The sequence below is a fragment of the Paenibacillus andongensis genome, assembly GCF_025369935.1.
Classification (GTDB): Bacteria; Bacillota; Bacilli; order Paenibacillales; family NBRC-103111; genus Paenibacillus_E; species Paenibacillus_E andongensis.
The window spans coordinates 5,688,013-5,708,704 of sequence record NZ_CP104467.1 but is presented as its reverse complement, the minus strand read 5'-3'; the positions used below and the strand labels follow the sequence as shown (position 1 = coordinate 5,708,704).

The window sequence follows — 20,692 nt, the reverse complement described above, 5'->3', positions numbered from 1 at the left end:
GGTGGTCGTGTGTTAGGATACGGGTATTGGACACTTTGTGAAGAACTGAATCGGCTCTGCAAGATATATCCTTTTCTTCATGTTGAAGAGATAGGCGTAAGTGTGTTGGGGAAAAGCATCCCAGCTCTGCGAATCGGTCAAGGTGCGAAAGAGATTCATTTCAACGCAGCGCTGCATGCGAATGAATGGATTACAACACCGTTATTAATGCAATTCACGGAAGATCTTGCTTGCTCTTATGCAAGAGGGACGGCCTGGCATGGCAGCAACATTAGACGTCTCCTATCGGAGTATTCACTTTGGGTGGTACCGATGGTGAATCCAGATGGTGTGGAACTTGTTCTGTCTGGAGTTACCGAGGAACATCCCTTCCAAGATCAGCTGTTAGATTGGAATGGAGGATCGCTGGATTTCAGAAATTGGAAGTCCAATATTCGTGGTGTTGATCTCAATGACCAATTCCCAGCACACTGGGAAGAAGAGGCATTACGTAGAGAGAAGACAGGGCCTAGTGAGCGCGATTACGGTGGAGAGGCACCGTTAACGGAGCCTGAGGCAGCAGCATTAGCTCAATTTACAGAATGCCATGATTTTGAGCTTGTCGTAGCGCTGCATACCCAAGGTAGGGAGATTTATTGGAATTATCGCGACTATGAGCCGCCGGAATCTGAGGCACTTGCTGAGCGGCTTGCCATAGCGAGCAACTATGAGGCGGTTAAACTAACGGATAGTGACGCGGGTTACAAAGACTGGTTCATCCAACAATTTCGTAGACCCGGTTTTACTGTTGAAGTAGGATTTGGGGTAAATCCCCTGCCTGTGGAATCCTTCGCATCCCTCTATGAGGAATTGGTTCCGATCCTATTAACAGCAATGGAATTTTAAAATTTGCCATAGACAAGTACAACGAACTTGAACATGCTTCCCAAGAACCGTTCCGCCCAGACTTCATATACTGAAGGAAGGAAACTGTTGGGAGGCGTGGATATGGCACCACCTAAAGGGAAAGGCAAGGCATCCAAGAAGAAAGAACTTTCATCCAGAGTACAATACACGATGAGGCTTGTGGAGTCGTCCACATGTGCGGTTTGTAAGACACCGTGCACAAGAGGACTTCGGTATTTGGCCATGATGTCGGAGCCAGGAGCCGTCGGTAAAGGCGTTCCGTGTATTTTGACAAGAAGAAAAGTCAACTAATGCAAAAGTCCACGCCCTGTTATCTAAGGCGTGGACTTTCTTCATTGCGGGATATGTTCGCTTGGAATGGAACACTTATTTTCTATAAACCGAATTTGATTCTCAAGTCGATTCCGATGCTCTTCTTGTTCTTTGTCGGAAGAGGCTGCTTGCCCTTGGAATTGTTCAAGTTCTTGTTTTAAACTATGCAGGTCAGAGCCCGCATTCGCACAGTCATAATTGCTTTCTAACTGATCGAGCATATATCGGCCTCCTGAAGTGGAATATCGTTATTTCTTGCCTTTCTTGTTGCTTTTTTGATCTGTTGTACGTGTCGTAGTATTTTGTCTGGCGTGCCCTTGCTGCTTATGATCTTCTGACATTTGGTTGTTCACTCCTTAAAATGTAGGATTTTGGGCGGTGCGAGATTATTATAAGCATTCGGCTGAATTTGATACGATAAAAATGAGATACCCGAAATAATTCTTTTTGAACATAGAAAAAAGCCCCGCGAGCGATTAGAAATCGTTCGTCAGGGCTATGTGCGATGAAAGAGTATGGATTAATGGTTAGGTGGTAGCAATTTATCTTCTAAGGATTGTTTTACCTTCTTGATTGCATCTGTCTCTAATTTGTGGTTTTGGTTAAATTTAGTGCCTGTCAATGCAAGCGCTTCCTTAACAGTCATTTCTACACGAATTAATTCTTCACCTTGCGGGATTTGAACGGAATTGTTGGGCATTTGTATCACTCCTATGTCAACTTTTTGAAGTGGAAACCTTGATTTGACGCACTTTTAATATAACACACCATGTTAGGTTAAGCAAGGGTTATTAAGACCTATTTTAGAAAAAAGAATGTCGGAACCTTAGGTTAACATTTTGCTTTTTTCGGCAGCAATGACAGTGTGTTTGAGCAGCATCGCAATGGTCACCGGGCCAATTCCGGCTGGTACAGGTGTAATAGCGCTAGCTTTAATGTGACAAGCCTTATAATCAACATCGCCAACATTCCCAGCATTGTACCCGGCATCCATTACGATTGCGCCTTCCTTAATCCATGCTCCTTGAATAAATGCAGGTTTACCAACTGCTGCAACGACAATATCAGCCAATCCGATGATGAGGGGGAGATTCTTCGTTTTCGAATGGCAAATGGTGACGGTTGCGTTTCGATTCAGCAGCATAAGCGATACGGGTTTACCTAGAATAGGACTCCGGCCAACGATTACCGCGTGCTTGCCTTCAATTGGAATCTGATAATAATCGAGAATGGATAGAATGGCGGCTGGCGTACAGGATGGAAAGCTGGCCATTCCAAAAGCATTTTGAGCAAAGCCCTGCATGGTTACACCATCCACATCTTTTTCGATCTGAATGGCTTCAAACGCGGCTCTTTCATCAATATGATGTGGAACCGGATGCTGCAATAAAATACCATGGACCTGAGGATCCGCGTTTAATTGTTGGATTACAGCAATTAGCTCCTCTGTTGTAGTTGCTTTATTGAGGTGGATTCGTCTGGAATCAATGCCTAGCCGCTTGCATGCGCTGCTTTTCATACGTACATAGGTTTCGGAAGAAGGGTCATCGCCAACAAGTATCGTAGCTAAACATGGTAAGATTCCTTTTGCAGTCAGGTGCTTGATTCTTTCGACTAATGTTTCTTTCATGCTTTTCGCGACGCGTGTACCATCCAAAATTAATGTTTCAGCATTCATTTTACCCTCAACCCTTCATTTGTTTGTAAAAACACAAAGAGGTAAGGGGGATGAATCCCCCTTACCTCTGCCCAGGCGTACGGCTGTAACATCAATGTGCTTCCTCATGGGTATCCATGCTTCGCCAGTCACACATCAACTTTTAATTGATCTAATCATAATGGCAGGTTATGGAATATGCAACTCTTAAAATGTTTACGGGTGTTTTTGTTTGTCTTGAATAACCATCAACCATAACAACGGATTTCTACAATCTCTGCCCGTTCCGTCCCGTTCGCGGCTTCAACTACCACCCGAAGTCGATCAGTCGTCACAGCTTTCGGCAACAGATGAACATGATTGCGCGTATGATTATCGAGCCCTTCAGCCACTGTGGTCCAGTCACCGCTGATGAAGGCTTGAAGTTTATAGTCTTTGACCAGTTCAGGAATGATCTCGAATTCCGTCCGATGATGATGCAAATTAATTAAATCTTCGTTCACATCATCATTGAAAGTGAGATGTACGCTGCGAATCCGCACTGTCTCTGGCCAACTGACTTCAAGCCATTCAGACTGAGAGACCTCAAGGCCAGCCGACGACCATAGGTGAGGGCCTCCGTAAGGACGCTTATACCCATCGGCAGCTTTATCGGCTGCGAATGCGGAAGTGGGCGAGAGCAGACGGAAGCAGATTGGCTTCCGAATGAAGGCATGCGCGCTCCAATCAATGACCGGCTGATGATGATGCATATCACCGAAATCTACGGCATTTGCTGATGCAGCATCATGCTTGAAGGAAAGCACGCCCGTTTGTGGTTTGGCGGATAGATGGACGGAAAGCGCAGGGTTGCTTCTGAGAATGACAAAAGCGTTCTGAGCGGCTTCAGGATGCCAAGAAAGTGCAGCATTTACCCATTGCTGAGTACCCTTAGCGACTGCTATTTGAATGGACGTCACCTGTGTATGGGGGACGTAGTTCTGCGGCTTCCCAGTGCTCCAGAGCTCGACTGTAAGCTCCGTAGCTTCCGAAGCATCCAGCAGCAGCTCAATGCCGTCAATGAACGGATCTGCCGGCACGAGAAGCGCCACATGCGCGCTGAGCGGCAGCACCGACGCAGATTGCTCAAGCGCAAGTCGCGTCAAGGTGCTGGACGCTGTCATTTCAGCGCGGAGCACGAGGTCTGCTGCATCCGCGTTCTTCAGACCGAGGACGGCTGCATCCTGTCGAAGCAGCGTCTGCTGAAGCTCGCTCAAGTGGCTGCTGTGCAGCTCACGGGGGGAGATGCCCTTTGCCGCGCAGAGCGCTGCTCCTGTGCCCGCGGCTTCGCCTATGACGGCACATGTCGCCATGACGCGCGTCGTGCCAAAGGCCACGTGGGACGCGCTGATGTTGCGTCCCGCCATCAGCATATTCGTCACGTTGACGGAGTAGAGAGAACGGAACGGGATATGGTAACTGCCGTCCATATGCATATGTTTAGATCCTTTGGCTGTGGCATACATCCCCTGCGGTGGATGTAAATCGATGGACCAGCCGCCGAACGCGACACGGTCTTCAAACAGCTCCTGTGCGATGATATCGTTCTGATTCAGTACGTAGTCTCCAACAAAACGACGATATTCCCTTTTCCCCGGAATGGAGCCGATCCATTCGAGCGTCAGGTTTTCACTCTCGAATTTACCGGAATTTTTGATATAATCCCAAATGCCGTAGATGACGGAGGACAGCTCATCGCGGATTCGCTCATTTTCATGAACAACATCATGCTCACCGCCCCATTCAATCCACCAATAAGCGCATCCATTATCGCCGCTGCGAATGACTCGCTTCATGGGAATGGAGGTTTGTGTGATGTCTTTCGCGAAGCTTGGTGCGATATATTTGACCGGTCGGCCTGCGTCTTTTGTATAGAACAACAGGGTGCTTCCAAGTGTAATATCGTCCGCGACGAGTGGTGCCCATTCCTCATTAAACTCCTCTTGTGCTTCACGCCCAATGCGATATTTCGCACCTGCGAGGAAACCGACTAACCCGTCACCTGTGCAATCGAGGTAAACACGACTATCGAATCGAATACGCCGTTCAGATCCCATCATCCAGCCTGTGACAGAACGAATCGTTCGACTGGTCTCGTCACCTTCCGCGTGGACCTCATGGACATCCGTGTTCAAGAACAATGTGATATTCTTCTCCGTTTTGACTTTTTCAAGTACGATTAAGTCCCAAATATAAGGATTTCCGTCGATATTACGGTACTGGTTCTCTACAAATAGTTCACCCATGATACCGGTTTCTCTCGCATTTCGATGAACACCGTGGGAGGTAGCGCCGCATACCCAGACGCGAACTTCACTGCTGGCATTTCCGCCAAGGACAGGACGATTTTGGACGAGAGAGACTGTTTGGCCTAACCGTGCTGCAGCGATTGCCGCACAAACACCTGCTAATCCGCCGCCGACCACGGTTATGTCTGATTGAACGATTTCATGCTTCATAACTTAGCACCTCACTGATTTGTAGGATATCTTTAATTTCATTGTAGAATATCCTATTTCCATTGAACATGCAGATAGTTACAATAGACATATACTTTATTTCAATATAGAAGGGGTGAGGTTGTGGCTTTACATGATGTAACTATTAAGCTCATCTCCCATGTCTATTGGCACCGAAAAGTGGCGTTTATGTTAGATGAAGACGAGTATCCATGTTGGACGATATTTGCCGTAGAAGACGGCAGATTCCTCTATCGAGTTGGGGAGCAGAAAGGCGAAGCGGGGTTCGGAGACATTGTCATCTGTCCACCTAATACCGTGTTTCAGAGGAAAACACTCGAACCACTGTCCTTTCACTTCCTGCAGTTTGTATGGTTATCTGAACCATATGTTGGTGATGAAGCCGTTTGGATAGGGAAATTGACGATTAACGATAAAGAACGTTTATCTTCTAATTATCGTTATTTGAGACAGCTTCCCGGCTGGGACGAAGAGAGCACGCTGCACAAACAGCACATGGTGAATGATTTATTACGTTTGGTCAAAATGGAGCGAGATCACAAAGAAGACCCATCCATAGAAGTGGATTTGTTAATGGAGAAGGCCCGGAGGTACATGACGGAATATGCTTATGATAGCTTATCCCTTTTGGATTTGGCCGTATCTCTGGGACTCACCCCCGTACAATTCACCCGTAAGTTTCGCAAGGCGTACGGACTAACACCTTCGGAGTTTTTGAATGAAATGCGTCTCACTAGAGCTCGGCATTTGTTGGAGGGATCAACACTTACCTTGGATGCGATTGCCGAGAAATGCGGATTCGAAAACGGCTTTTATTTGAGCCGCGTTTTTACCCGAAAAATGGGCATGGCTCCATCGATATACCGAAACAGGCATCGTGTTTAAAAAAGGCCCCAACTTTTCCTTAGGAAAAGCTGGAGCCTTTTTTCGTTGTTGCGGGACATTAAGGTCCGCTATAAGGTAATTTACCTTGAACATACTCATCTTCGGGCTTACGAATCCAACGTTGCAGGTAGCCTTGCGTATACAGAGCTTTGATTAGAATGATCAGTACAGGCGAAAGGATGACCCCAGCAAATCCAAAGAGGGAAAGGGATACAATCATGAAAGCTAAGGTTGTAAAGGCCGATACTCCGAGTGATTCTCCAGTAATCTTTGGCTCCATAATTTGTCTGACGAGGATGACGACCAGGAGTATGGCACTGAGCCAGATCGCTAGAGTCGTTTGTCCAACAATAAACAGGTAGATGATCCATGGAATGAACAAAGTGGATACGCCAAGCAGCGGCAGCACATCGAATATAGCTGACAACAACGAGATAGAGAAAGCATTATTAACGCCGAGCAGAAGCAAGGCGAAGAATACGACAACGAACGTCAAAGAGATTAGTTTGGCTTGCGCTTTTATGTAGGAGACAATCCCTTTCACGACATTTTCTTTGAGAAAAAAGAAGACGGATTTGAAGGTTTTTGGTGTTTTTTCACCTGCAAGGCGTTTCCAAGAATCAATTTCAATGCTAAGGAAGTAGGCTAAGATGATCCCGACGATGAAGTTAAACATGAAGGTTGAGAACGATGTCAACGAGGCTACCAAACCAGATAAGAAAGCAATGATAAACTTGGAGGCATTGCCGGCGAATTGCCCAGCATAATCTTTGGCTTTCGCAATAACGTCAGGTGGCAGCGTTTGAAATCGGTCATTCAATTCGCTAATTTTATGTATGATTTGATCGTTGAAAACCGCTTGGTATTCATCCACCTTATCGACAAGACTCATGATCTGACTGGTAAAAATGACTGCGGCACCGGTCAGTGCGCCAAGGATAATAAGGACAAATACTAAGGTCGAAATCGCCGAAGCGATTGACTTACGTATCCCTTTGCGATGCAAAAACCTAGCAAAAGGCTCGATCATCATGAAAATGATCAGAGCCAGAAAGATAGGGGTAGCGATGCGATACAGGTAACTAAATAACAGCATGAATAAATAGACGGTTAGTACAATGAGAGCGATGTCAAAAGCTGTTCTCCAATATTTTTTGTAAAAAGAAAGCATGCATGTTCCTCCAGGATCATTATTGTTCGGTTAAAATAATCGGTCCTTGGCTAGTAATCGCAATGGTGTGTTCGTACTGAGCGGAAAGACTGCCGTCATAAGTTCTTGCTGTCCATCCGTCTTGATCAACTTTGGAATGGTATTTACCGACATTTAGCATCGGTTCAATTGTGAAGACCATGCCTTCTTTAATCCGCGGCCCTTTGCCAGCTGGCCCATAATGAGGCACTTGCGGCTCTTCATGCATCTCGGAGCCAATCCCGTGTCCGATAAAATCTCTTACAACGGAAAAACCATGAGATTCGGCATACACCTGAATGGCATGCGACACATCGCCGATACGGTTGCCGGGAATGGCTTGCTCAATTCCTTTGTAAAGAGATTCTTTCGTTACTTGCAGCAACTTCTCGGCAACCGGAGAAATGTTACCCACAGCATAGGACCACGCGGAGTCAGCCAACCAACCATCTATACGAACAACCATGTCGATGGTTACAATATCGCCGTCATTCAGGGGCTCCTTCTTAGGAAAACCGTGACAGATCACGTCGTTGACGGAAGCACAAGTAGCATATGGATAACCGTGATACCCTTTTTGCTCAGGAGTGGCTCCGTGTTTAGCCAGAAAGCCCTCTACGAATTGGTCGATTTCCCAGGAGGTAATACCAGGTCGGATCATTTTGGCAATTTCTTTATGGCAATCAGCCAGGATACGGCCTGCTCGGCCCATTTTTTCTATTTGTTCTTTTGATTTGATTGTAATCATCAAGCTCCACTCCTCTGGTGATAGTCCCTAATTAGTCATTATGTCCACTTTGCTGACCATAACTTCATTTCTTTTATTATTTGATGCAAATCCTGGCCCTTCGGTGTCAAGGTATACTCGACCGTAACAGGAACCGTAGGGTAAGCCATTCGTTCCAAAACCCCATGTTCCTCGAGGTGACGAAGGATATCCGTTAATGATTTAGGGCTTACTCCAGTTATCTGGCGCTGCAGCTCGCCGAAACGCTTCGTTCCGCAAAATAATTCGCGAAGCACGAGAAAAGCCCATTTTCCACCAATAACTTCAAGTGTTCTTTCCACTGAGCATTCGATTTCTTTGGGTACTTTAGGAACATAGTTGCTGAGTGGAGCGACTTTTTCATTCTCTAGGGTTGACATAAGATCGCTTCCTTTCAATTTGGATGTAATATAGACTAACTTTTATGTAAGTTAGTTTCTTCCGTGTAATTAGTGTTCTTTGTGCTTACTACTATGTATTCTAAAGTTCGTTAAGTGAATTAGCAATAGGAAGGCATGACCTTGGACAAAGGTTGATTTCGTGCCTTAGATTCTTTACAATAAGAAATAAAAAATTAAGTTTCAGGAGATGTGTACATATGAACGTCAAAATTTCACGCAATGCAGCTAAAGTACTTCAGTTGGAGCTTGATAAAGAAGAAAACAAAGGATTATTGGTTCGCGTACAAGTGACTCATTCACACGGTGACCATGCTCACTATGGTTTGGGTCTTGACGATAAATCAGAAAATGACGTCCTTGTAAGCACGGATAAAGGTATTGACGTTATTCTTGATAAAAATGAACCTTTGCTGGATGGCATCCGTATTGATTACTTCTACACACCAGAAGAAGGCTTCATGATTACGAACCCAAGCAAGGGGAATCACGGAGATCACTAATGCGCAATGATATTCGCATTTGTGATAAATGCAAACACATGAAGGTGAAGACGGCCCTTTCTAAAATAAGTGTCATTGCCCCCGATGCTGAAGTCAAAGTTGCCTGCAAATCATATTGCGGTCCTTGTTCCCGATTTGCATTTATTTTTATTAATGGACGCTATGTGACAGCACCAACAGAAGACGAAGTGATTGAAAAGGTCAAAAAGTATGTAAAATAAAGAAAAAGCATCCGCCCGCTTTGGGATTGGATGCTTTTCTTCATTTCAATAGGATTAAGCATGAACAGCTGATTTCTCTAACAGCTTGCGAATTTGGCTGTCTATTTTGCTTGGTGAAGTAGTAGGGGAGAAGCGTTTAATCACATTGCCTTGCTGATCAACTAGAAACTTTGTGAAATTCCATTTGATGCTTGAACCAAGTAGTCCTGATGCCTGTTTTTTCAAGTATTGGTAAAGCGGATGGGCGTCTGCGCCGTTCACATTGATTTTGGAGAACAAAGGAAAGTTAACACCGAAATTAATTTGGCAAGTTTGCTCGACTTGAGCGTCGTCGCCGGGCTCCTGATCCTTAAACTGATTGCATGGAAATCCTAACACGCTAAAACCTTGTTCTTTATATGTGTCATGGAGCTCTTGAAGTCCTTTGAATTGAGGAGCAAATCCGCACTGTGTTGCGGTATTTACAATAAGCAGCACTTGACCTTGATAATCGGCAAGAGACTTTTCTTCACCGCGGATCGTGCGAGCTGTAAATTGATGAACGTTCAAAAGGGTCACCCTCTTCATTTTATTTTACACAATTTAATTGTATACAAATTCAATGAGTTTGAAAAGCTATTTTTTTGCCACATACGGGGGTTCCTTATTTTTACAATTTTTTCATATCCCTCTGACACTCCGCGAATATATAAACATTATGCTTATCAAAGTGAAAGTTTATTAGATGATGGAGGGTTACTATGAAAAGATTACTCAGAAGAAAACGACTGCTTATTGTACTTGCGGCCATTTGTGCCGTTTCTACAACAACTGTCGTATCCGCAGGACAAGCTACTTTGGAGGCTATCGCTGTGAAGTTTCAGCTAACCTCTGGTGGGAAAACGCTTACGCTTGATAAAGATCCCGTTGTCATTAACGGAAGCACATATGTTCCTCTTCGCACCATTGGTGAAGCGCTTGGCAAACAGATCGAATGGAATGAATGGAATCAATCCATCTCGCTCAAAGATATTCCTAAAGTGACTGGTAAATATGAGTGGAAAAATGCTCCCGTGCTTGATAAAGGTATTCAAGAAGGCGGTTTCTCCGGTCTTGTCCACTTGCCTAAAGATGCGGCAGATACGTTCTATACGTTAGCGGATCGTGGACCCAACGGTGAAGTAGGTAAAGATAAACTACGCACATTCCCGATCGACAACTATAATCCTCGTATTTATAAATTCAAAATTACGAACGGAAACATTGAAGTCTTGGAAACCATCAAACTATCGCTTCCGGATGGCAAATTAGATAAAGTAAGCAATAGCAAATACATAACAGGATTGCCGAACTTGGTTGGAATCGATGAAGTGCCGTACGATGAGAAAGGTGTTACGAAGCTTGCGTATGATCCGGACGGTCTTGATTTGGAAGGTATCGCGTATAGTCCTGCTGATGATACATTTTGGCTTTCAGATGAGTACCGCCCATCTATTCTTCAAGTGAAACGTGATGGCACGATACTAGGACGTTACGTCCCTAAAGGCGCTAAAGACAAGCTCGTTCAAGCTGGTGCCCAAACGCCAATTTTTGATACACTGCCTGAAGTATACAATACGCGTATTTCCAACCGTGGATTTGAAGGGGTGTCGATTTCCCCAGACGGCAAATTTTTGTACACGTCCATTCAAAGTCCAATGGCAAATCCGGACAAGAAAACAGGGGAGTCTTCCAGAAATCTGCGTATCCTCAAAATGGATCTAGCAACGAAACAAATCGTGGGCGAGTATGTTTATGTGGCTGAACAAGCTGGCATGTTCGTCAAAGTGAACCAAAAAGATATCGTGATCAGTGATCTCTCCGCACTATCCAGTGATGTGCTGCTAGTTGATGAGCGTGATAAGAATGCGGGTGCTGATGCACAGCTGAAACGAATTTACAAATCTGATTTCTCTAAAGCTACGAATATTTTAGGAACAGATACAAGCAAAAACCTGGAAAGCCTATCCATTCAGCAGCTTAAAGACCAAGGCATTCAACCAGTGAGCAAAGAATTAATTGTGGATATTGCTAAACTAGGATACCCGTATGAGAAGATTGAAGGCTTGACGGTTGTTGACAAAAATACAATTGCGATTGTAAACGACAATGACTTCGGTATTAGCTATGATGATAAAGGCGTATTAACATTAACAAACGCACCTACGCAATTACAACTTATTCAAGTTTCAGACGATTTATCCACGAAATAAAAGTAAACGAAAACCCAGCTCATCGAGGCACTCGGTGGTCTGGGTTTTATTATTTAAACAATATCAGCGAGGGCTTTATCTACGAAAGAATACTTAAACGTAAAGCCATGCTCTAATAAAACGCGAGGGAGCACCTTTTGACCTTCCAAAAGTAGGGTAGATAACTCACCGAACATCACTTTTAAAATAAACGCGGGAAGCGGGAATAGATTAGGTCTTCGCATCGCATTCGCTAATACCCGTCCAAACTCTTTATTCGTGACCGGATTCGGCGCTGTTGCATTAACAGGACCTATAATCGTTTCGTTCTGAATGCAGAATTCGATAAGCCTCACCATATCAACGATGTGAATCCAAGAGAGCCATTGCTTGCCGCTGCCAATCGGACCGCCAACACCAAGTTTATAAGGCAAGGCCATTTTTGGGAATGCACCTTCCTTGCCGTCTAGAACAAGCCCCACGCGGACTTTTACAATACGTGTTCCCTTTATCTGATCAGCCGCGACTTCCCACTGCTCGACTACACGCGATAAGAAATCGACAGGGCGGTGCGGACTTCGTTCGTCAAAGGATTCGGTTTCTGAGGTACCGTAAACGGACATACCTGAGGCATTGACGACGACTTTCGGTTTCACTTCCATGCGTTCAACAAGCTGAGCCACTTGCTCAGCCGCCTTTAGTCTGGACTCAACGATTCGTTCTTTGGCTGCAGCTGTCCAGCGCTGATTAATCGACTCGCCGGCCAAATTCACAATAGCATCCAGTCCTGTGAATGCACTCGAATCCATCTGTAGTTGATCCCAAGTGACGGTGCGTACATGCTCTACAACCGCTTTGGGTGAACGTGAAATATTGATGACTTCATGACCTTGCTGCAGCAAATGAAATATCAATCGTTTGCCAATAAATCCGCTGCCACCGGTTACGGCTATTTTCATCCTTCAGCACCTCCTTTCTATTTATTATAGGGCCTATATACAATGTTTTCCAATCGGTGTTATTCTTCTCCTTACATTACTGTGTTATATTGGAAATAGGGAGGGATGCCAAATGTTTCGTTTTTTATTTCGAAAATCACCCAAACCGTCTAAGAAAAGCCGTGTAGGGAAATCCAAACCGAGCTTTCGAGCTTCAGATTTACCCCAAGGACTTGGTTTGCTAAAAGGTGTTCCATTAGATCGAATCGTTGCTAAGCTGAATAGTGCACTTCCACTCGATTATGTAGAAAGACTTCAATATCGCGTAAAAGCTGGGAATCCTTCCATGTCCGATGACGAGTTTGCCTGTAAATGGTTCGAATTAAAACGATTTTTCCTGATGAATCTCATTTTAAAAAGAACCCCGATGTTTAGCAGCGAAATCGATGAGATTTGGCATGAGATGCTGATGTTTACGAGAGAATATCAGCGGTTCGGGGATCAATTCGCAGGTGGCGCTATTCATCATTCACCTGAACGCGAGCCGAAGCAAATGCCAGGTGAACGTGCCTGGTTTGATTGGGTCTATGCGCATTTGTTCGAGTTCGCTCCAACCAGTTCGCGGTGCTGGAACGGATTTTTCCGCAATCCGTTGGATGAGGAGCGAACAGATTTGCTTCGCAAAGCGAATGAAGATGAAATCGCCGAGCAATGGTTCGATATGGAGCAGGCGAAGCGATATCCAGAAATTGCAGAGACGATCCGCATCCTCATTAAGCAGGCGATTCATGAAGCTAGACATTCAGCGAATAGCCGTAGGTTTGAGGACACAGGCTGGAAGGATTCACTAACAAACCCGAACAACTTGGTGTACATGGCAGGTGCCATGATGTTCTTCTCCATTCAGGATAGTGATAACTTTACAAGCGGGATGAACGCTCAGTGGCCTATGAATGAAAATAACCATAATAACAAGCACAGCAACTGTTCTTCATCGGGTTGTGGAGGCTCTGGTGGTAGCGGCGATAGTTCTGGAGATCAAGGCGGCGGCAGCAGCTGCAGCAGCGGCAGCAGTTGCAGCTCAGGCTCTTCATGCTCGTCAGGATCGAGCTGCGGGTCTAGTTGCGGCGGTGGCGGCAGCTAGGTTAAGCCGTGGAACAGTAAGAACATAGAGAACAGAGAGAACACAGAGAATACAAAGAACAGAGAGAACAGAGAGAACAGAGAGAACAGAGAGAACAGAGAGAACAGAGAGAACAGAGAGAACAGAGAGAACAGAGAGAACACAATGAACACAGAGAACACAAAGAACAGTAGACACGCTCGTTTGCACTCTTCGTCGGAGAGTGCTTTTTGTTTGAGTATGGGAGGAAGCCGAGCCTACTCTTAAAATTAGCTTCACATATGAAAGTGCAGCATTACTGACTCCCAGCTCGACGGAACGTAGATACCTTATTTTGCTCGAAACCGCGTATTTCATGGTTTCGCGGAATGAGGAGCCGCTATTTCACGCGTCAGAGGTGTAAAAATCGCAAAAACACTAAAATAGCGTCCCCTCGTTCCGCATAAGGGCCCATATCGACATAATAACGGAAAATAGCGGCTCCTCGTTCCCCTTGAGTCTCGGATCAGCAGCTTAGTACCGAAATTTTGAAATTACTTCTACTGTAACCACCGATAACGGAGCATGTCACATGCCCAATACAGGCAATCGGGGATCTATCCTCCTATAAAGTAGAATCCAGCTGCTATATCTGCCAACCCAACGCTTGCCATCTTTTAGAGTAACTAGTACCCCCAGCTTCAACGAATGGTGATATCACTTACGCCGGAACCCCCATCTTAACAAAGTAGATAATCTCGCCTTCCACAGCCTTGTAATTTGATGCAAAAAGTGCAGGTAATTTCTGCTCAAACTAGCTGTTGCTAGGCAGAAGCTGCAAAAACTACATCTAAATCTACCACTTCAGGCTAAAAAGCCGGATTCGCTTTAAATTTGATGTACAAAATGCATGATAACTCTCCCAATAAGCCGCTTTTAACAAATTTAGATGTACATTTTGCATCCATGCTTGTCGAGAACCAACCTGAACCCCGCCATCCTGACACGATCCCGCGCGCCACATTCGAAATTTAGAACAAATTGAAGACACATATCGTCATTTTTCGTGTATAATTGGAATTCGGTGTCGATTTCTTTGACCCACGGTAAATTAAGCGGCGATAGGAGTCCTTTTAAATGAATCGGTTACGTGGTTTTCTAAGTTCTTATCATCCTATTGTACATACGTTAATTCTTGGAACCGTTATGGCTCGGGCAGCATCCTCCATGAGTTTGCCTTTTCTCGCGATTTATTTAGCTAGACATACGTCGATGAGCGCGGTGATGATCGGAATTGTCATCGGAATGGGTTCTTTGGCTGGAACCGTAGGCGGCTTTATTGGGGGCACCTTATCGGACCGATTCGGTAGGCGCATTATTATGCTGGCTGCGCTTTTTGGCTGGGCATTCGTGTTCTTAGGCTTCGGCATAGTTAAATTACCAATCCTTTTTATGCTGCTAAATATGCTGAACGGCTTGTGCCGGTCATTTTATGAGCCTGTATCTCAGGCGTTGATGGCCGATCTCACAGAACCTGCGAAGAGACTTAAGGTGTTTTCGATGCGGTATATGGCTATCAATGTAGGAGTTGCTGTCGGACCACTTTTGGGTGCCTTTTTCGCTACGATGAACGGTGCGCTGCCTTTTCTTATTACAGGAACCATTTATTTTATTTATGCGGTCACCCTTTATGCACTGCTCATCGTTTTTGGCATCAAGAAAATCGAGGGTGAGAAGAAATCTTCAGTTACCTTTGTTTCTGCTTTGCGAGTGATTCGCAGTGATGTTACTTTTCGATTGTATATCCTTGGCGGTATTATTGGAGCTATCGGCTACTCACAGGTGATGGTGACACTTTCGCAATATTTGGAGCATAGTTTTGTGGATGGTGTGAAAATGTTTGCGATCTTAATGAGTGTGAACGCGATTGTGGTTATCGCCATGCAGATTCCACTTACTCGTTGGGCTGAGAAGTACACGCCACTTGCTGCAATAATAGTTGGTAACCTAATGTTTGCGTTAGGGGATGTTGGCTTTGCATTTTCCCACTCGCTGGTATGGCTTATTATTTCGATGGGTATTTTCACCTTTGGCGAGATTTTAAATTATCCTGCTGCTAATATGTTGATTGACAAATTAGCTCCCGAGCATATGCGTGGCACGTATTTTGGTGCTCAAACACTAACGAACATAGGCCACTTTATTGGACCTTGGGTTGGTGGGTTCTTGTTAGTGTCTTATGGTGGAAATACGTTGTATGTTCTTATGGCCGTTCTTACGATTACCGGGTCCTTTTTTTATTGGAGAGGCTCTATTCGTCAAATAATGTTAAAAAATACGTCGAAAAAAGAATTTTTTTGAAAAATATTGCAAAATTAGTTCTTAGGAACTATTCGATTTCAAAACGAGTTCCCGTATCCTTGAGAGAGTAGATATTTATTACTTAGCTCTTCAGATAGTTAGAAAGACATCTCGACAAAGGCAAAGCTGGCGAAAGCCAGTGACGCAAAGCTAAAGGGGCTTCCTTGTCCTAAAACCGGACTCGCAGCCAGCCAGCCGCCGAACGATTGGGTATCAACATCAGAACCCCTCCGATCGGTTCACTATGGTGGGGTTTTTCTCTCTGTCATAACAAATTTATGTAAAAATAAAAGGAGGATCCAGCAGCATGCAATCTGAAGGAATACTACAAGAAGAACAAAAAGTGACTTCGTTATGTGGTAACCATGTTGCCCGTTTGGTACCTTCCACGGATGGACCGAAGCTCATGATTAATCGGGAAGAGTACGCGTTAAATGAAGCTTGTTGGGATGTTGAAATGTTTCATGGGAGAAACAACAGCATCTTGATTTTTTACTGGAAAGGCGAAGTTAAACTTTCGGTTAAAATGCCGCCGATGTCGCAAATTGAAGCATTTTTGACAAGGCTCTATCAATGCTTATCATCCAAATTAAGAACGGTACAGCCTATCTAGGCGTATCGTTTTTTTTATTACCAGCTGTAAGGGTTATGTAAAGACAAAATCATTGTCACAAATTGACACTAGCTGATATAATGAATCTCATAGGTTTTAGTAGTGCTTAGGAACTATTATTAGGGGGATACATAGCATGAGATTAATCACACGTTCGGATTTTGATGGTTTAGTATGCGCGATGCTTTTCAAAAAGTTAAACATGGTAGATGAGATGAAATTTGTCCATCCCAAAGATATGCAGGACGGTTTGATTGAGGTTTCAGAAAACGATATTTTGGCCAATGTCCCTTATGTAGCGGGTTGTGGCTTGTGGTTCGATCATCATTCCAGTGAACTTGAGCGGATGGGGGAGAAGGTTGAATTCAAAGGAGAAACCCGTATCGCGCCAAGTGCGGCACGTGTTGTTTATGATTACTATGGAGGGCGAGAGACCTTCGGAGATATCGACGATATTATGCGCGGGGTGGATAAAGCGGATTCGGCGCAGTTCAGCAAAGAAGATATTTTGAATCCGAGCGGATGGGATTTATTATCTTTTATCATGGATGCTCGAACGGGTTTAGGGCGTTATCGCGATTATCGGATCAGTAACTATCAATTGATGGAAGATCTCGTGGAGCACTGTGCAACAATGTCCGTTCATGAGATTATGGAATTGCCAGATGTGAAAGAGCGCGTGGCGCGGTATTTCGAATTAGATGCCTTATATCGTGATATGCTTCAAACCTATACGCGGACGGAAGGCAATGTTATTATTACCGACCTTCGTGATGTGGAAACCATCTATCCAGGGAACCGTTTCATGGTGTATGCCCTGTATCCAGAGCAAAATATCTCGATTTGGGTCATCGATGGCCGAAATAAACAAAACTGCGTCTTTGCTTGTGGACACAGCATTGTGAATCGCACATCGAAAACGAATATTGGTAACTTGATGCTTCAAAATGGTGGAGGCGGTCATCATGCAGCAGGTACTTGCCAAGTTGACTATGTGAACGCTGAGGAAGTTTTGAAGAAAATTGTTGAAACGATGCGAACAGACGGATAAAATGAATGAAACGGACCGCAGGATGGGGAGTTCCCGGAATGCGGTTTTTCACGAAATGGGGACAGGAGGGAATGGAGTGGAGTTAGCACAAATTCATCATGTGGCAATCATTAGCTCAAATTATGAGCGATCGAAACACTTCTATGTCGATTTACTTGGATTAACGGTCATACACGAAACATATCGTGCAGAACGTGACTCCTATAAGTTGGATTTGCGCATCGGGAAGACCGAACAGCAGATCGAGTTATTTTCATTTCCGAACCCTCCGCTGCGAGTTAACCAGCCTGAGGCAAGGGGCCTTAGGCATTTGGCTTTTGTTGTGCCGAATATGGAACAAAGCGTTAAAGAACTTGAGAGCAAGGGGATTGCGGTAGAACCGGTGCGGATTGATCCTATTACCGGTGACCAATATACTTTTTTTGCAGATCCGGATGGGCTGCCCTTGGAGTTGGTGGAACATGCCAAATGATCGTCAAGAAAGGACTGAACAGGAGCCGAAGCTGCGGTTTGCCAAAGGCTGCTTATGGAGTATTCTTGTGTCCATTCCCCTATGGGCATTATTGATTTGGTTTTTGTTTATAAAATAAAATCCCTCACTAGCTTGATCTGACCGCTGCATACATGCAGCTAGGTCGGATGAGCCGTTGAGGGATTTTTATTTACTTGTCCGTTGAAAAAGTCTGCGGGATTTTTGTTGTAAATGCAATAAAAATGAAGTACTATTTTCTTACGACATTTTAAAAATACATGATTAGCGGAGTTGCAAATATGAAGGAAATTCTACGTGAGGTTGGAATGATTGCAAGGTCTTTGGATTCGATAAGTAATATAGAATTTAAAAAATATGACCTTACAAAAGGACAGTACTTGTACCTCGTGCGAATATGTGAAAATCCAGGAATTATTCAAGAAAAGTTAGCTGAAATGATCAAGGTAGATCGAACAACAGCAGCTCGGGCTATAAAGAAACTTGAGATTAATGGATTTATTGAAAAGAATGATGATCCATATAACCAAAAAATTAAAAAACTATTTCCTACAGAGAAAGGGAAGAATGTTTACCCTTTAATAAAAAGGGAAAACGATTATTCCAATAGGGTCGCACTATCTGGGTTCTCCGAAAGTGAAGTAGAAACCATGTTTAACTTGCTGCAAAGAGTCAGAAAAAATGTAGAAAAAGACTGGGAGTTTGTAAAAAAAGGAAACAAGAGAAATTATTGATTTATGAAAAGGTGGACAAATAAAATGACAATACTTATAAAAAAGTGCATGTTTGAAGATTTAGGCTTACTTCAAGAAATTAGTGTTGAAACATTTAATGAGACATTTCAGAATCAAAATTCACCTGAAAATATGAAAGCCTATTTGGAAAGAGCATTTAACTTAAATCAATTAGAAAAAGAATTGTCAAACATCTCTTCGGAATTCTATTTTATTTATTCAAATGAGGAAATTGCCGGGTATTTAAAGGTAAACACCAATGATGCTCAATCTGAAATAATGGGCAATGATTCACTTGAAATCGAGCGGATTTATATAAGGAAAAAACATCATAAACAGGGGTTTGGTAAATATCTAATAAATAAAGCGATAGAAATAGCGTTAGAACGGAATAAAGAGAAGGTTTGGCTAGGGGTTTGGGAAAAAAATGAGAGCGCAATTACCTTTTATAAAAAAATGGAGTTTGTTCAAACAGGAACTCACTCTTTCTATATGGGTGATGAAGAACAAATAGATTTTATAATGACCAAATCACTCATATAACATTTCTCTGAAATGATATTTCTAACGGACAACGTTCAATTAAAGACAGCGGCAGCTAAGACTTTTATTTTCAAGTCTTAGTTCGCCGCTGTTTCATTTGAAGAAAGTTTCGGTATGCTGTTTGTGTCTTACCTACGCGGTGGTAAAGGTCCAAGATACTGGAACAGGTTACACTCGATCCGTCCGTTAAATAGCTTACGCTTCTTATCCGCGCGGCGGTTCATATAATGCTCGAGCTGTGTGCTCGGGCTTAATATGAACAGGCTCCATGACGGCATAGGAGCAGTGAGTGCACCGAGCTGGCGCAGCGCCACCTCGACATCTTGCGCTTCACCAAGCCGCTCTCCATAGGGAGGGTTGGTGATCAAGCAGCCGTAGTCGCCGCGCGGGCGGGCTTTGGCGACTGGTTCCACAAGCAGCTTGAACTGTTTCGTCAAGCCGGCGGCCTTCGCGGCAGCCTCTGCCACTTCGATGGCAGAGGGATCGATGTCACTGCCGATGATGTTCAGCGGAACATCATCTTTAACGGCGTCGAAGGCCTCGTCGCGAGCCTTGTCCCACAACTTGCGTGGGATATTGCCCCACGCCTCGCTAGGGAAGCTGCGCCGCAGTCCTGGCGCGATGTTCCATCCGATCATAGCTGCCTCGATCGGGATCGTCCCAGACCCGCAGAACGGGTCGTAGAGCGGTCTGTCGACCTTCCAGCGGCTGAGGAGGATCATCGCAGCCGCCATGGTCTCCTTGAGCGGCGCTTCGGTCACGAGCTTACGGTAGCCGCGCTTATGCAGGCTGGCGCCGGTCGTGTCGATCGTCAGCGTTGCGATATCGTTCAGGAGCGCGACTTCGATTACGTAGCGTGCCCCGTTCTCGGGGAACCACTCCGTTCCGTAGCGAAGCTTCAGCTTCTCTACGACCGCTTTCTTCACGATTCCTTGGCAAGCGGGAACGCTAGATAATTGTGACTTATGGGAACGCCCTTCCACAGGGAATTCGGCATCGTTCGGAATCCAGTCTGGCCAAGCAAGCGCCTTGGTGCCTTCGAAAAGCTCATCGAAAGTAAGGGCCTTGAATTGGCCCATGAGTACCAAGATGCGATCGGCGGTTCTGAGCCAAAGATTGGCTCGGCAGATGGCCAACTCGTCGCCAAGAAAACGGACACGCCCATTCTCGACGGTGACTTCATTGTAGCCAAGATCACGGATTTCGCGTGCAACGATGGCCTCAAGTCCCATTGGGCAAGTTGCGATTAATTCAATTTGTTGTGGCATGTTTAGATTCCTTCCATCCGGGTTGT

Annotated in this window: 24 protein-coding genes and 2 riboswitches; of the genes, 14 read left to right on the top strand and 10 right to left on the bottom strand. The window is 44.7% G+C overall.

All coding sequences use genetic code 11. The features are described from left to right. Window positions 1–9: 9 nt before the first annotated feature. Entirely contained in the window at window positions 10–885 is an 876-nt protein-coding gene (locus tag NYR53_RS25605; RefSeq protein WP_261301936.1) for a M14 family metallopeptidase, read from the top strand. A gap of 102 nt (window positions 886–987) precedes the next feature. After that, window positions 988–1,197 (top strand): hypothetical protein, encoded by a 210-nt coding sequence (locus NYR53_RS25600; RefSeq protein WP_029199363.1) that lies wholly within the window; start codon window positions 988–990, stop codon window positions 1,195–1,197. A 41-nt stretch (window positions 1,198–1,238) separates the two neighbouring features. On the opposite strand, the gene NYR53_RS25595 is transcribed toward NYR53_RS25600, so the two are convergent. The 4 genes from NYR53_RS25595 to NYR53_RS25580 all read right to left on the bottom strand — a co-directional run bounded on the left by NYR53_RS25595 (window position 1,239) and on the right by NYR53_RS25580 (window position 5,373). After that, window positions 1,239–1,439 (bottom strand): hypothetical protein, encoded by a 201-nt coding sequence (locus NYR53_RS25595; RefSeq protein WP_047686271.1) that lies wholly within the window; start codon window positions 1,437–1,439, stop codon window positions 1,239–1,241. Window positions 1,440–1,738: 299 nt separating this feature from the next. Continuing rightward, window positions 1,739–1,918: a hypothetical protein gene (locus NYR53_RS25590; RefSeq protein ID WP_261301935.1), complete on the bottom strand. Its 180-nt coding sequence runs from the start codon at window positions 1,916–1,918 to the stop codon at window positions 1,739–1,741. 126 nt (window positions 1,919–2,044) lie between these two features. Further along, window positions 2,045–2,896 carry a bifunctional 5,10-methylenetetrahydrofolate dehydrogenase/5,10-methenyltetrahydrofolate cyclohydrolase gene (locus NYR53_RS25585; RefSeq protein ID WP_261301934.1) on the bottom strand — a complete coding sequence of 284 codons (852 nt, stop codon included), beginning with the start codon at window positions 2,894–2,896 and terminating at the stop codon, window positions 2,045–2,047. 62 nt (window positions 2,897–2,958) lie between these two features. Further along, window positions 2,959–3,038: riboswitch (ZMP/ZTP riboswitch) on the bottom strand. Window positions 3,039–3,123: 85 nt separating this feature from the next. Continuing rightward, a complete protein-coding gene (locus tag NYR53_RS25580; protein ID WP_261301933.1) occupies window positions 3,124–5,373 on the bottom strand; it encodes an FAD-dependent oxidoreductase in 2,250 nt (749 codons plus the stop codon). A 123-nt stretch (window positions 5,374–5,496) separates the two neighbouring features. Between NYR53_RS25580 and NYR53_RS25575 the strand changes: the two genes are divergently transcribed. Next, window positions 5,497–6,279, top strand: a complete 783-nt coding sequence (locus tag NYR53_RS25575) for an AraC family transcriptional regulator (protein WP_261301932.1) — start codon at window positions 5,497–5,499, stop codon at window positions 6,277–6,279. A 58-nt stretch (window positions 6,280–6,337) separates the two neighbouring features. Here the strand turns inward: NYR53_RS25575 and ytvI are convergent, their stop codons facing one another. Genes ytvI through NYR53_RS25560 form a run of 3 tightly spaced genes read right to left on the bottom strand, consistent with a single transcriptional unit; the run spans window position 6,338 to window position 8,614 of the window. Then, entirely contained in the window at window positions 6,338–7,450 is a 1,113-nt protein-coding gene (gene ytvI, locus NYR53_RS25570) for a sporulation integral membrane protein YtvI (RefSeq protein ID WP_261301931.1), read from the bottom strand. 19 nt (window positions 7,451–7,469) lie between these two features. Next, complete coding sequence (gene map, locus NYR53_RS25565) at window positions 7,470–8,216, bottom strand: type I methionyl aminopeptidase (RefSeq protein ID WP_261301930.1); 747 nt, start codon at window positions 8,214–8,216, stop codon at window positions 7,470–7,472. Window positions 8,217–8,254: 38 nt separating this feature from the next. Further along, window positions 8,255–8,614, bottom strand: a complete 360-nt coding sequence (locus tag NYR53_RS25560) for a winged helix-turn-helix transcriptional regulator (RefSeq protein WP_029199371.1) — start codon at window positions 8,612–8,614, stop codon at window positions 8,255–8,257. Between the two features lie 218 nt (window positions 8,615–8,832). Here NYR53_RS25560 and NYR53_RS25555 point away from each other — a divergent pair, with 218 nt between their 5' ends. Both NYR53_RS25555 and NYR53_RS25550 read left to right on the top strand, forming a co-directional pair. After that, the gene (locus NYR53_RS25555; protein WP_029199372.1) at window positions 8,833–9,135 is read left to right on the top strand and encodes a heme biosynthesis protein HemY; all 303 of its coding nucleotides are present in this window, start codon (window positions 8,833–8,835) and stop codon (window positions 9,133–9,135) included. Beyond that, the gene (locus NYR53_RS25550) at window positions 9,135–9,356 is read left to right on the top strand and encodes a YuzB family protein (protein ID WP_029199373.1); all 222 of its coding nucleotides are present in this window, start codon (window positions 9,135–9,137) and stop codon (window positions 9,354–9,356) included. Before NYR53_RS25555 ends, NYR53_RS25550 begins: the two co-directional genes overlap by 1 nt. 54 nt (window positions 9,357–9,410) lie before the next feature. Here NYR53_RS25550 and NYR53_RS25545 read toward each other — a convergent pair whose 3' ends face one another. Further along, window positions 9,411–9,905: a glutathione peroxidase gene (locus NYR53_RS25545; protein ID WP_261301929.1), complete on the bottom strand. Its 495-nt coding sequence runs from the start codon at window positions 9,903–9,905 to the stop codon at window positions 9,411–9,413. A gap of 191 nt (window positions 9,906–10,096) precedes the next feature. Here NYR53_RS25545 and NYR53_RS25540 point away from each other — a divergent pair, with 191 nt between their 5' ends. Further along, window positions 10,097–11,587: an esterase-like activity of phytase family protein gene (locus NYR53_RS25540; protein WP_261301928.1), complete on the top strand. Its 1,491-nt coding sequence runs from the start codon at window positions 10,097–10,099 to the stop codon at window positions 11,585–11,587. 53 nt (window positions 11,588–11,640) lie between these two features. On the opposite strand, the gene NYR53_RS25535 is transcribed toward NYR53_RS25540, so the two are convergent. Next, complete coding sequence (locus tag NYR53_RS25535; RefSeq protein ID WP_261301927.1) at window positions 11,641–12,525, bottom strand: TIGR01777 family oxidoreductase; 885 nt, start codon at window positions 12,523–12,525, stop codon at window positions 11,641–11,643. A 112-nt stretch (window positions 12,526–12,637) separates the two neighbouring features. Here NYR53_RS25535 and NYR53_RS25530 point away from each other — a divergent pair, with 112 nt between their 5' ends. From NYR53_RS25530 to paiA, 8 genes are all read left to right on the top strand, one after another. Then, window positions 12,638–13,648, top strand: coding sequence for a UCP032817 domain-containing protein (locus NYR53_RS25530; protein ID WP_261301926.1), 1,011 nt, complete (start codon window positions 12,638–12,640; stop codon window positions 13,646–13,648). Window positions 13,649–14,743: 1,095 nt separating this feature from the next. Continuing rightward, window positions 14,744–15,967 carry an MDR family MFS transporter gene (locus NYR53_RS25525; protein WP_261301925.1) on the top strand — a complete coding sequence of 408 codons (1,224 nt, stop codon included), beginning with the start codon at window positions 14,744–14,746 and terminating at the stop codon, window positions 15,965–15,967. Window positions 15,968–16,076: 109 nt separating this feature from the next. Next, a riboswitch (cyclic di-GMP riboswitch) is annotated at window positions 16,077–16,170 on the top strand. A 104-nt stretch (window positions 16,171–16,274) separates the two neighbouring features. Next, a complete protein-coding gene (locus NYR53_RS25520; RefSeq protein WP_056827641.1) occupies window positions 16,275–16,580 on the top strand; it encodes a hypothetical protein in 306 nt (101 codons plus the stop codon). Between the two features lie 136 nt (window positions 16,581–16,716). After that, window positions 16,717–17,631, top strand: a complete 915-nt coding sequence (locus NYR53_RS25515) for an exopolyphosphatase (RefSeq protein WP_261301924.1) — start codon at window positions 16,717–16,719, stop codon at window positions 17,629–17,631. 76 nt (window positions 17,632–17,707) lie between these two features. Beyond that, a complete protein-coding gene (gene gloA2, locus NYR53_RS25510) occupies window positions 17,708–18,103 on the top strand; it encodes an SMU1112c/YaeR family gloxylase I-like metalloprotein (protein WP_047686242.1) in 396 nt (131 codons plus the stop codon). Further along, window positions 18,093–18,221, top strand: a complete 129-nt coding sequence (locus NYR53_RS25505) for a hypothetical protein (RefSeq protein WP_261301923.1) — start codon at window positions 18,093–18,095, stop codon at window positions 18,219–18,221. Before gloA2 ends, NYR53_RS25505 begins: the two co-directional genes overlap by 11 nt. A gap of 181 nt (window positions 18,222–18,402) precedes the next feature. Then, window positions 18,403–18,855, top strand: a complete 453-nt coding sequence (locus NYR53_RS25500; protein WP_261301922.1) for a MarR family winged helix-turn-helix transcriptional regulator — start codon at window positions 18,403–18,405, stop codon at window positions 18,853–18,855. Window positions 18,856–18,879: 24 nt separating this feature from the next. Beyond that, complete coding sequence (gene paiA / locus NYR53_RS25495; protein WP_261301921.1) at window positions 18,880–19,398, top strand: spermidine/spermine N(1)-acetyltransferase; 519 nt, start codon at window positions 18,880–18,882, stop codon at window positions 19,396–19,398. A 128-nt stretch (window positions 19,399–19,526) separates the two neighbouring features. Here paiA and NYR53_RS25490 read toward each other — a convergent pair whose 3' ends face one another. Continuing rightward, on the bottom strand, window positions 19,527–20,666 hold the full coding sequence (locus NYR53_RS25490; protein ID WP_261301920.1) for a THUMP domain-containing class I SAM-dependent RNA methyltransferase: 1,140 nt from the start codon (window positions 20,664–20,666) through the stop codon (window positions 19,527–19,529). Window positions 20,667–20,692: the final 26 nt, after the last annotated feature.

Excerpts from the sequence above, each read along its gene's own strand:
- NYR53_RS25600 (WP_029199363.1), top strand. The coding sequence starts at position 988 with ATGGCACCACCTAAAGGGAAAGGCAAGGCATCCAAGAAGAAAGAACTT.
- NYR53_RS25595 (WP_047686271.1), bottom strand. The coding sequence starts at position 1,439 with ATGCTCGATCAGTTAGAAAGCAATTATGACTGTGCGAATGCGGGCTCT.
- NYR53_RS25590 (WP_261301935.1), bottom strand. The coding sequence starts at position 1,918 with ATGCCCAACAATTCCGTTCAAATCCCGCAAGGTGAAGAATTAATTCGT.
- NYR53_RS25585 (WP_261301934.1), bottom strand. The coding sequence starts at position 2,896 with ATGAATGCTGAAACATTAATTTTGGATGGTACACGCGTCGCGAAAAGC.
- NYR53_RS25580 (WP_261301933.1), bottom strand. The coding sequence starts at position 5,373 with ATGAAGCATGAAATCGTTCAATCAGACATAACCGTGGTCGGCGGCGGA.
- ytvI (WP_261301931.1), bottom strand. The coding sequence starts at position 7,450 with ATGCTTTCTTTTTACAAAAAATATTGGAGAACAGCTTTTGACATCGCT.
- map (WP_261301930.1), bottom strand. The coding sequence starts at position 8,216 with ATGATTACAATCAAATCAAAAGAACAAATAGAAAAAATGGGCCGAGCA.
- NYR53_RS25560 (WP_029199371.1), bottom strand. The coding sequence starts at position 8,614 with ATGTCAACCCTAGAGAATGAAAAAGTCGCTCCACTCAGCAACTATGTT.
- NYR53_RS25555 (WP_029199372.1), top strand. The coding sequence starts at position 8,833 with ATGAACGTCAAAATTTCACGCAATGCAGCTAAAGTACTTCAGTTGGAG.
- NYR53_RS25550 (WP_029199373.1), top strand. The coding sequence starts at position 9,135 with ATGCGCAATGATATTCGCATTTGTGATAAATGCAAACACATGAAGGTG.
- NYR53_RS25540 (WP_261301928.1), top strand. The coding sequence starts at position 10,097 with ATGAAAAGATTACTCAGAAGAAAACGACTGCTTATTGTACTTGCGGCC.
- NYR53_RS25535 (WP_261301927.1), bottom strand. The coding sequence starts at position 12,525 with ATGAAAATAGCCGTAACCGGTGGCAGCGGATTTATTGGCAAACGATTG.
- NYR53_RS25530 (WP_261301926.1), top strand. The coding sequence starts at position 12,638 with ATGTTTCGTTTTTTATTTCGAAAATCACCCAAACCGTCTAAGAAAAGC.
- NYR53_RS25525 (WP_261301925.1), top strand. The coding sequence starts at position 14,744 with ATGAATCGGTTACGTGGTTTTCTAAGTTCTTATCATCCTATTGTACAT.
- NYR53_RS25520 (WP_056827641.1), top strand. The coding sequence starts at position 16,275 with ATGCAATCTGAAGGAATACTACAAGAAGAACAAAAAGTGACTTCGTTA.
- NYR53_RS25515 (WP_261301924.1), top strand. The coding sequence starts at position 16,717 with ATGAGATTAATCACACGTTCGGATTTTGATGGTTTAGTATGCGCGATG.
- NYR53_RS25505 (WP_261301923.1), top strand. The coding sequence starts at position 18,093 with ATGCCAAATGATCGTCAAGAAAGGACTGAACAGGAGCCGAAGCTGCGG.
- NYR53_RS25500 (WP_261301922.1), top strand. The coding sequence starts at position 18,403 with ATGAAGGAAATTCTACGTGAGGTTGGAATGATTGCAAGGTCTTTGGAT.
- paiA (WP_261301921.1), top strand. The coding sequence starts at position 18,880 with ATGACAATACTTATAAAAAAGTGCATGTTTGAAGATTTAGGCTTACTT.
- NYR53_RS25490 (WP_261301920.1), bottom strand. The coding sequence starts at position 20,666 with ATGCCACAACAAATTGAATTAATCGCAACTTGCCCAATGGGACTTGAG.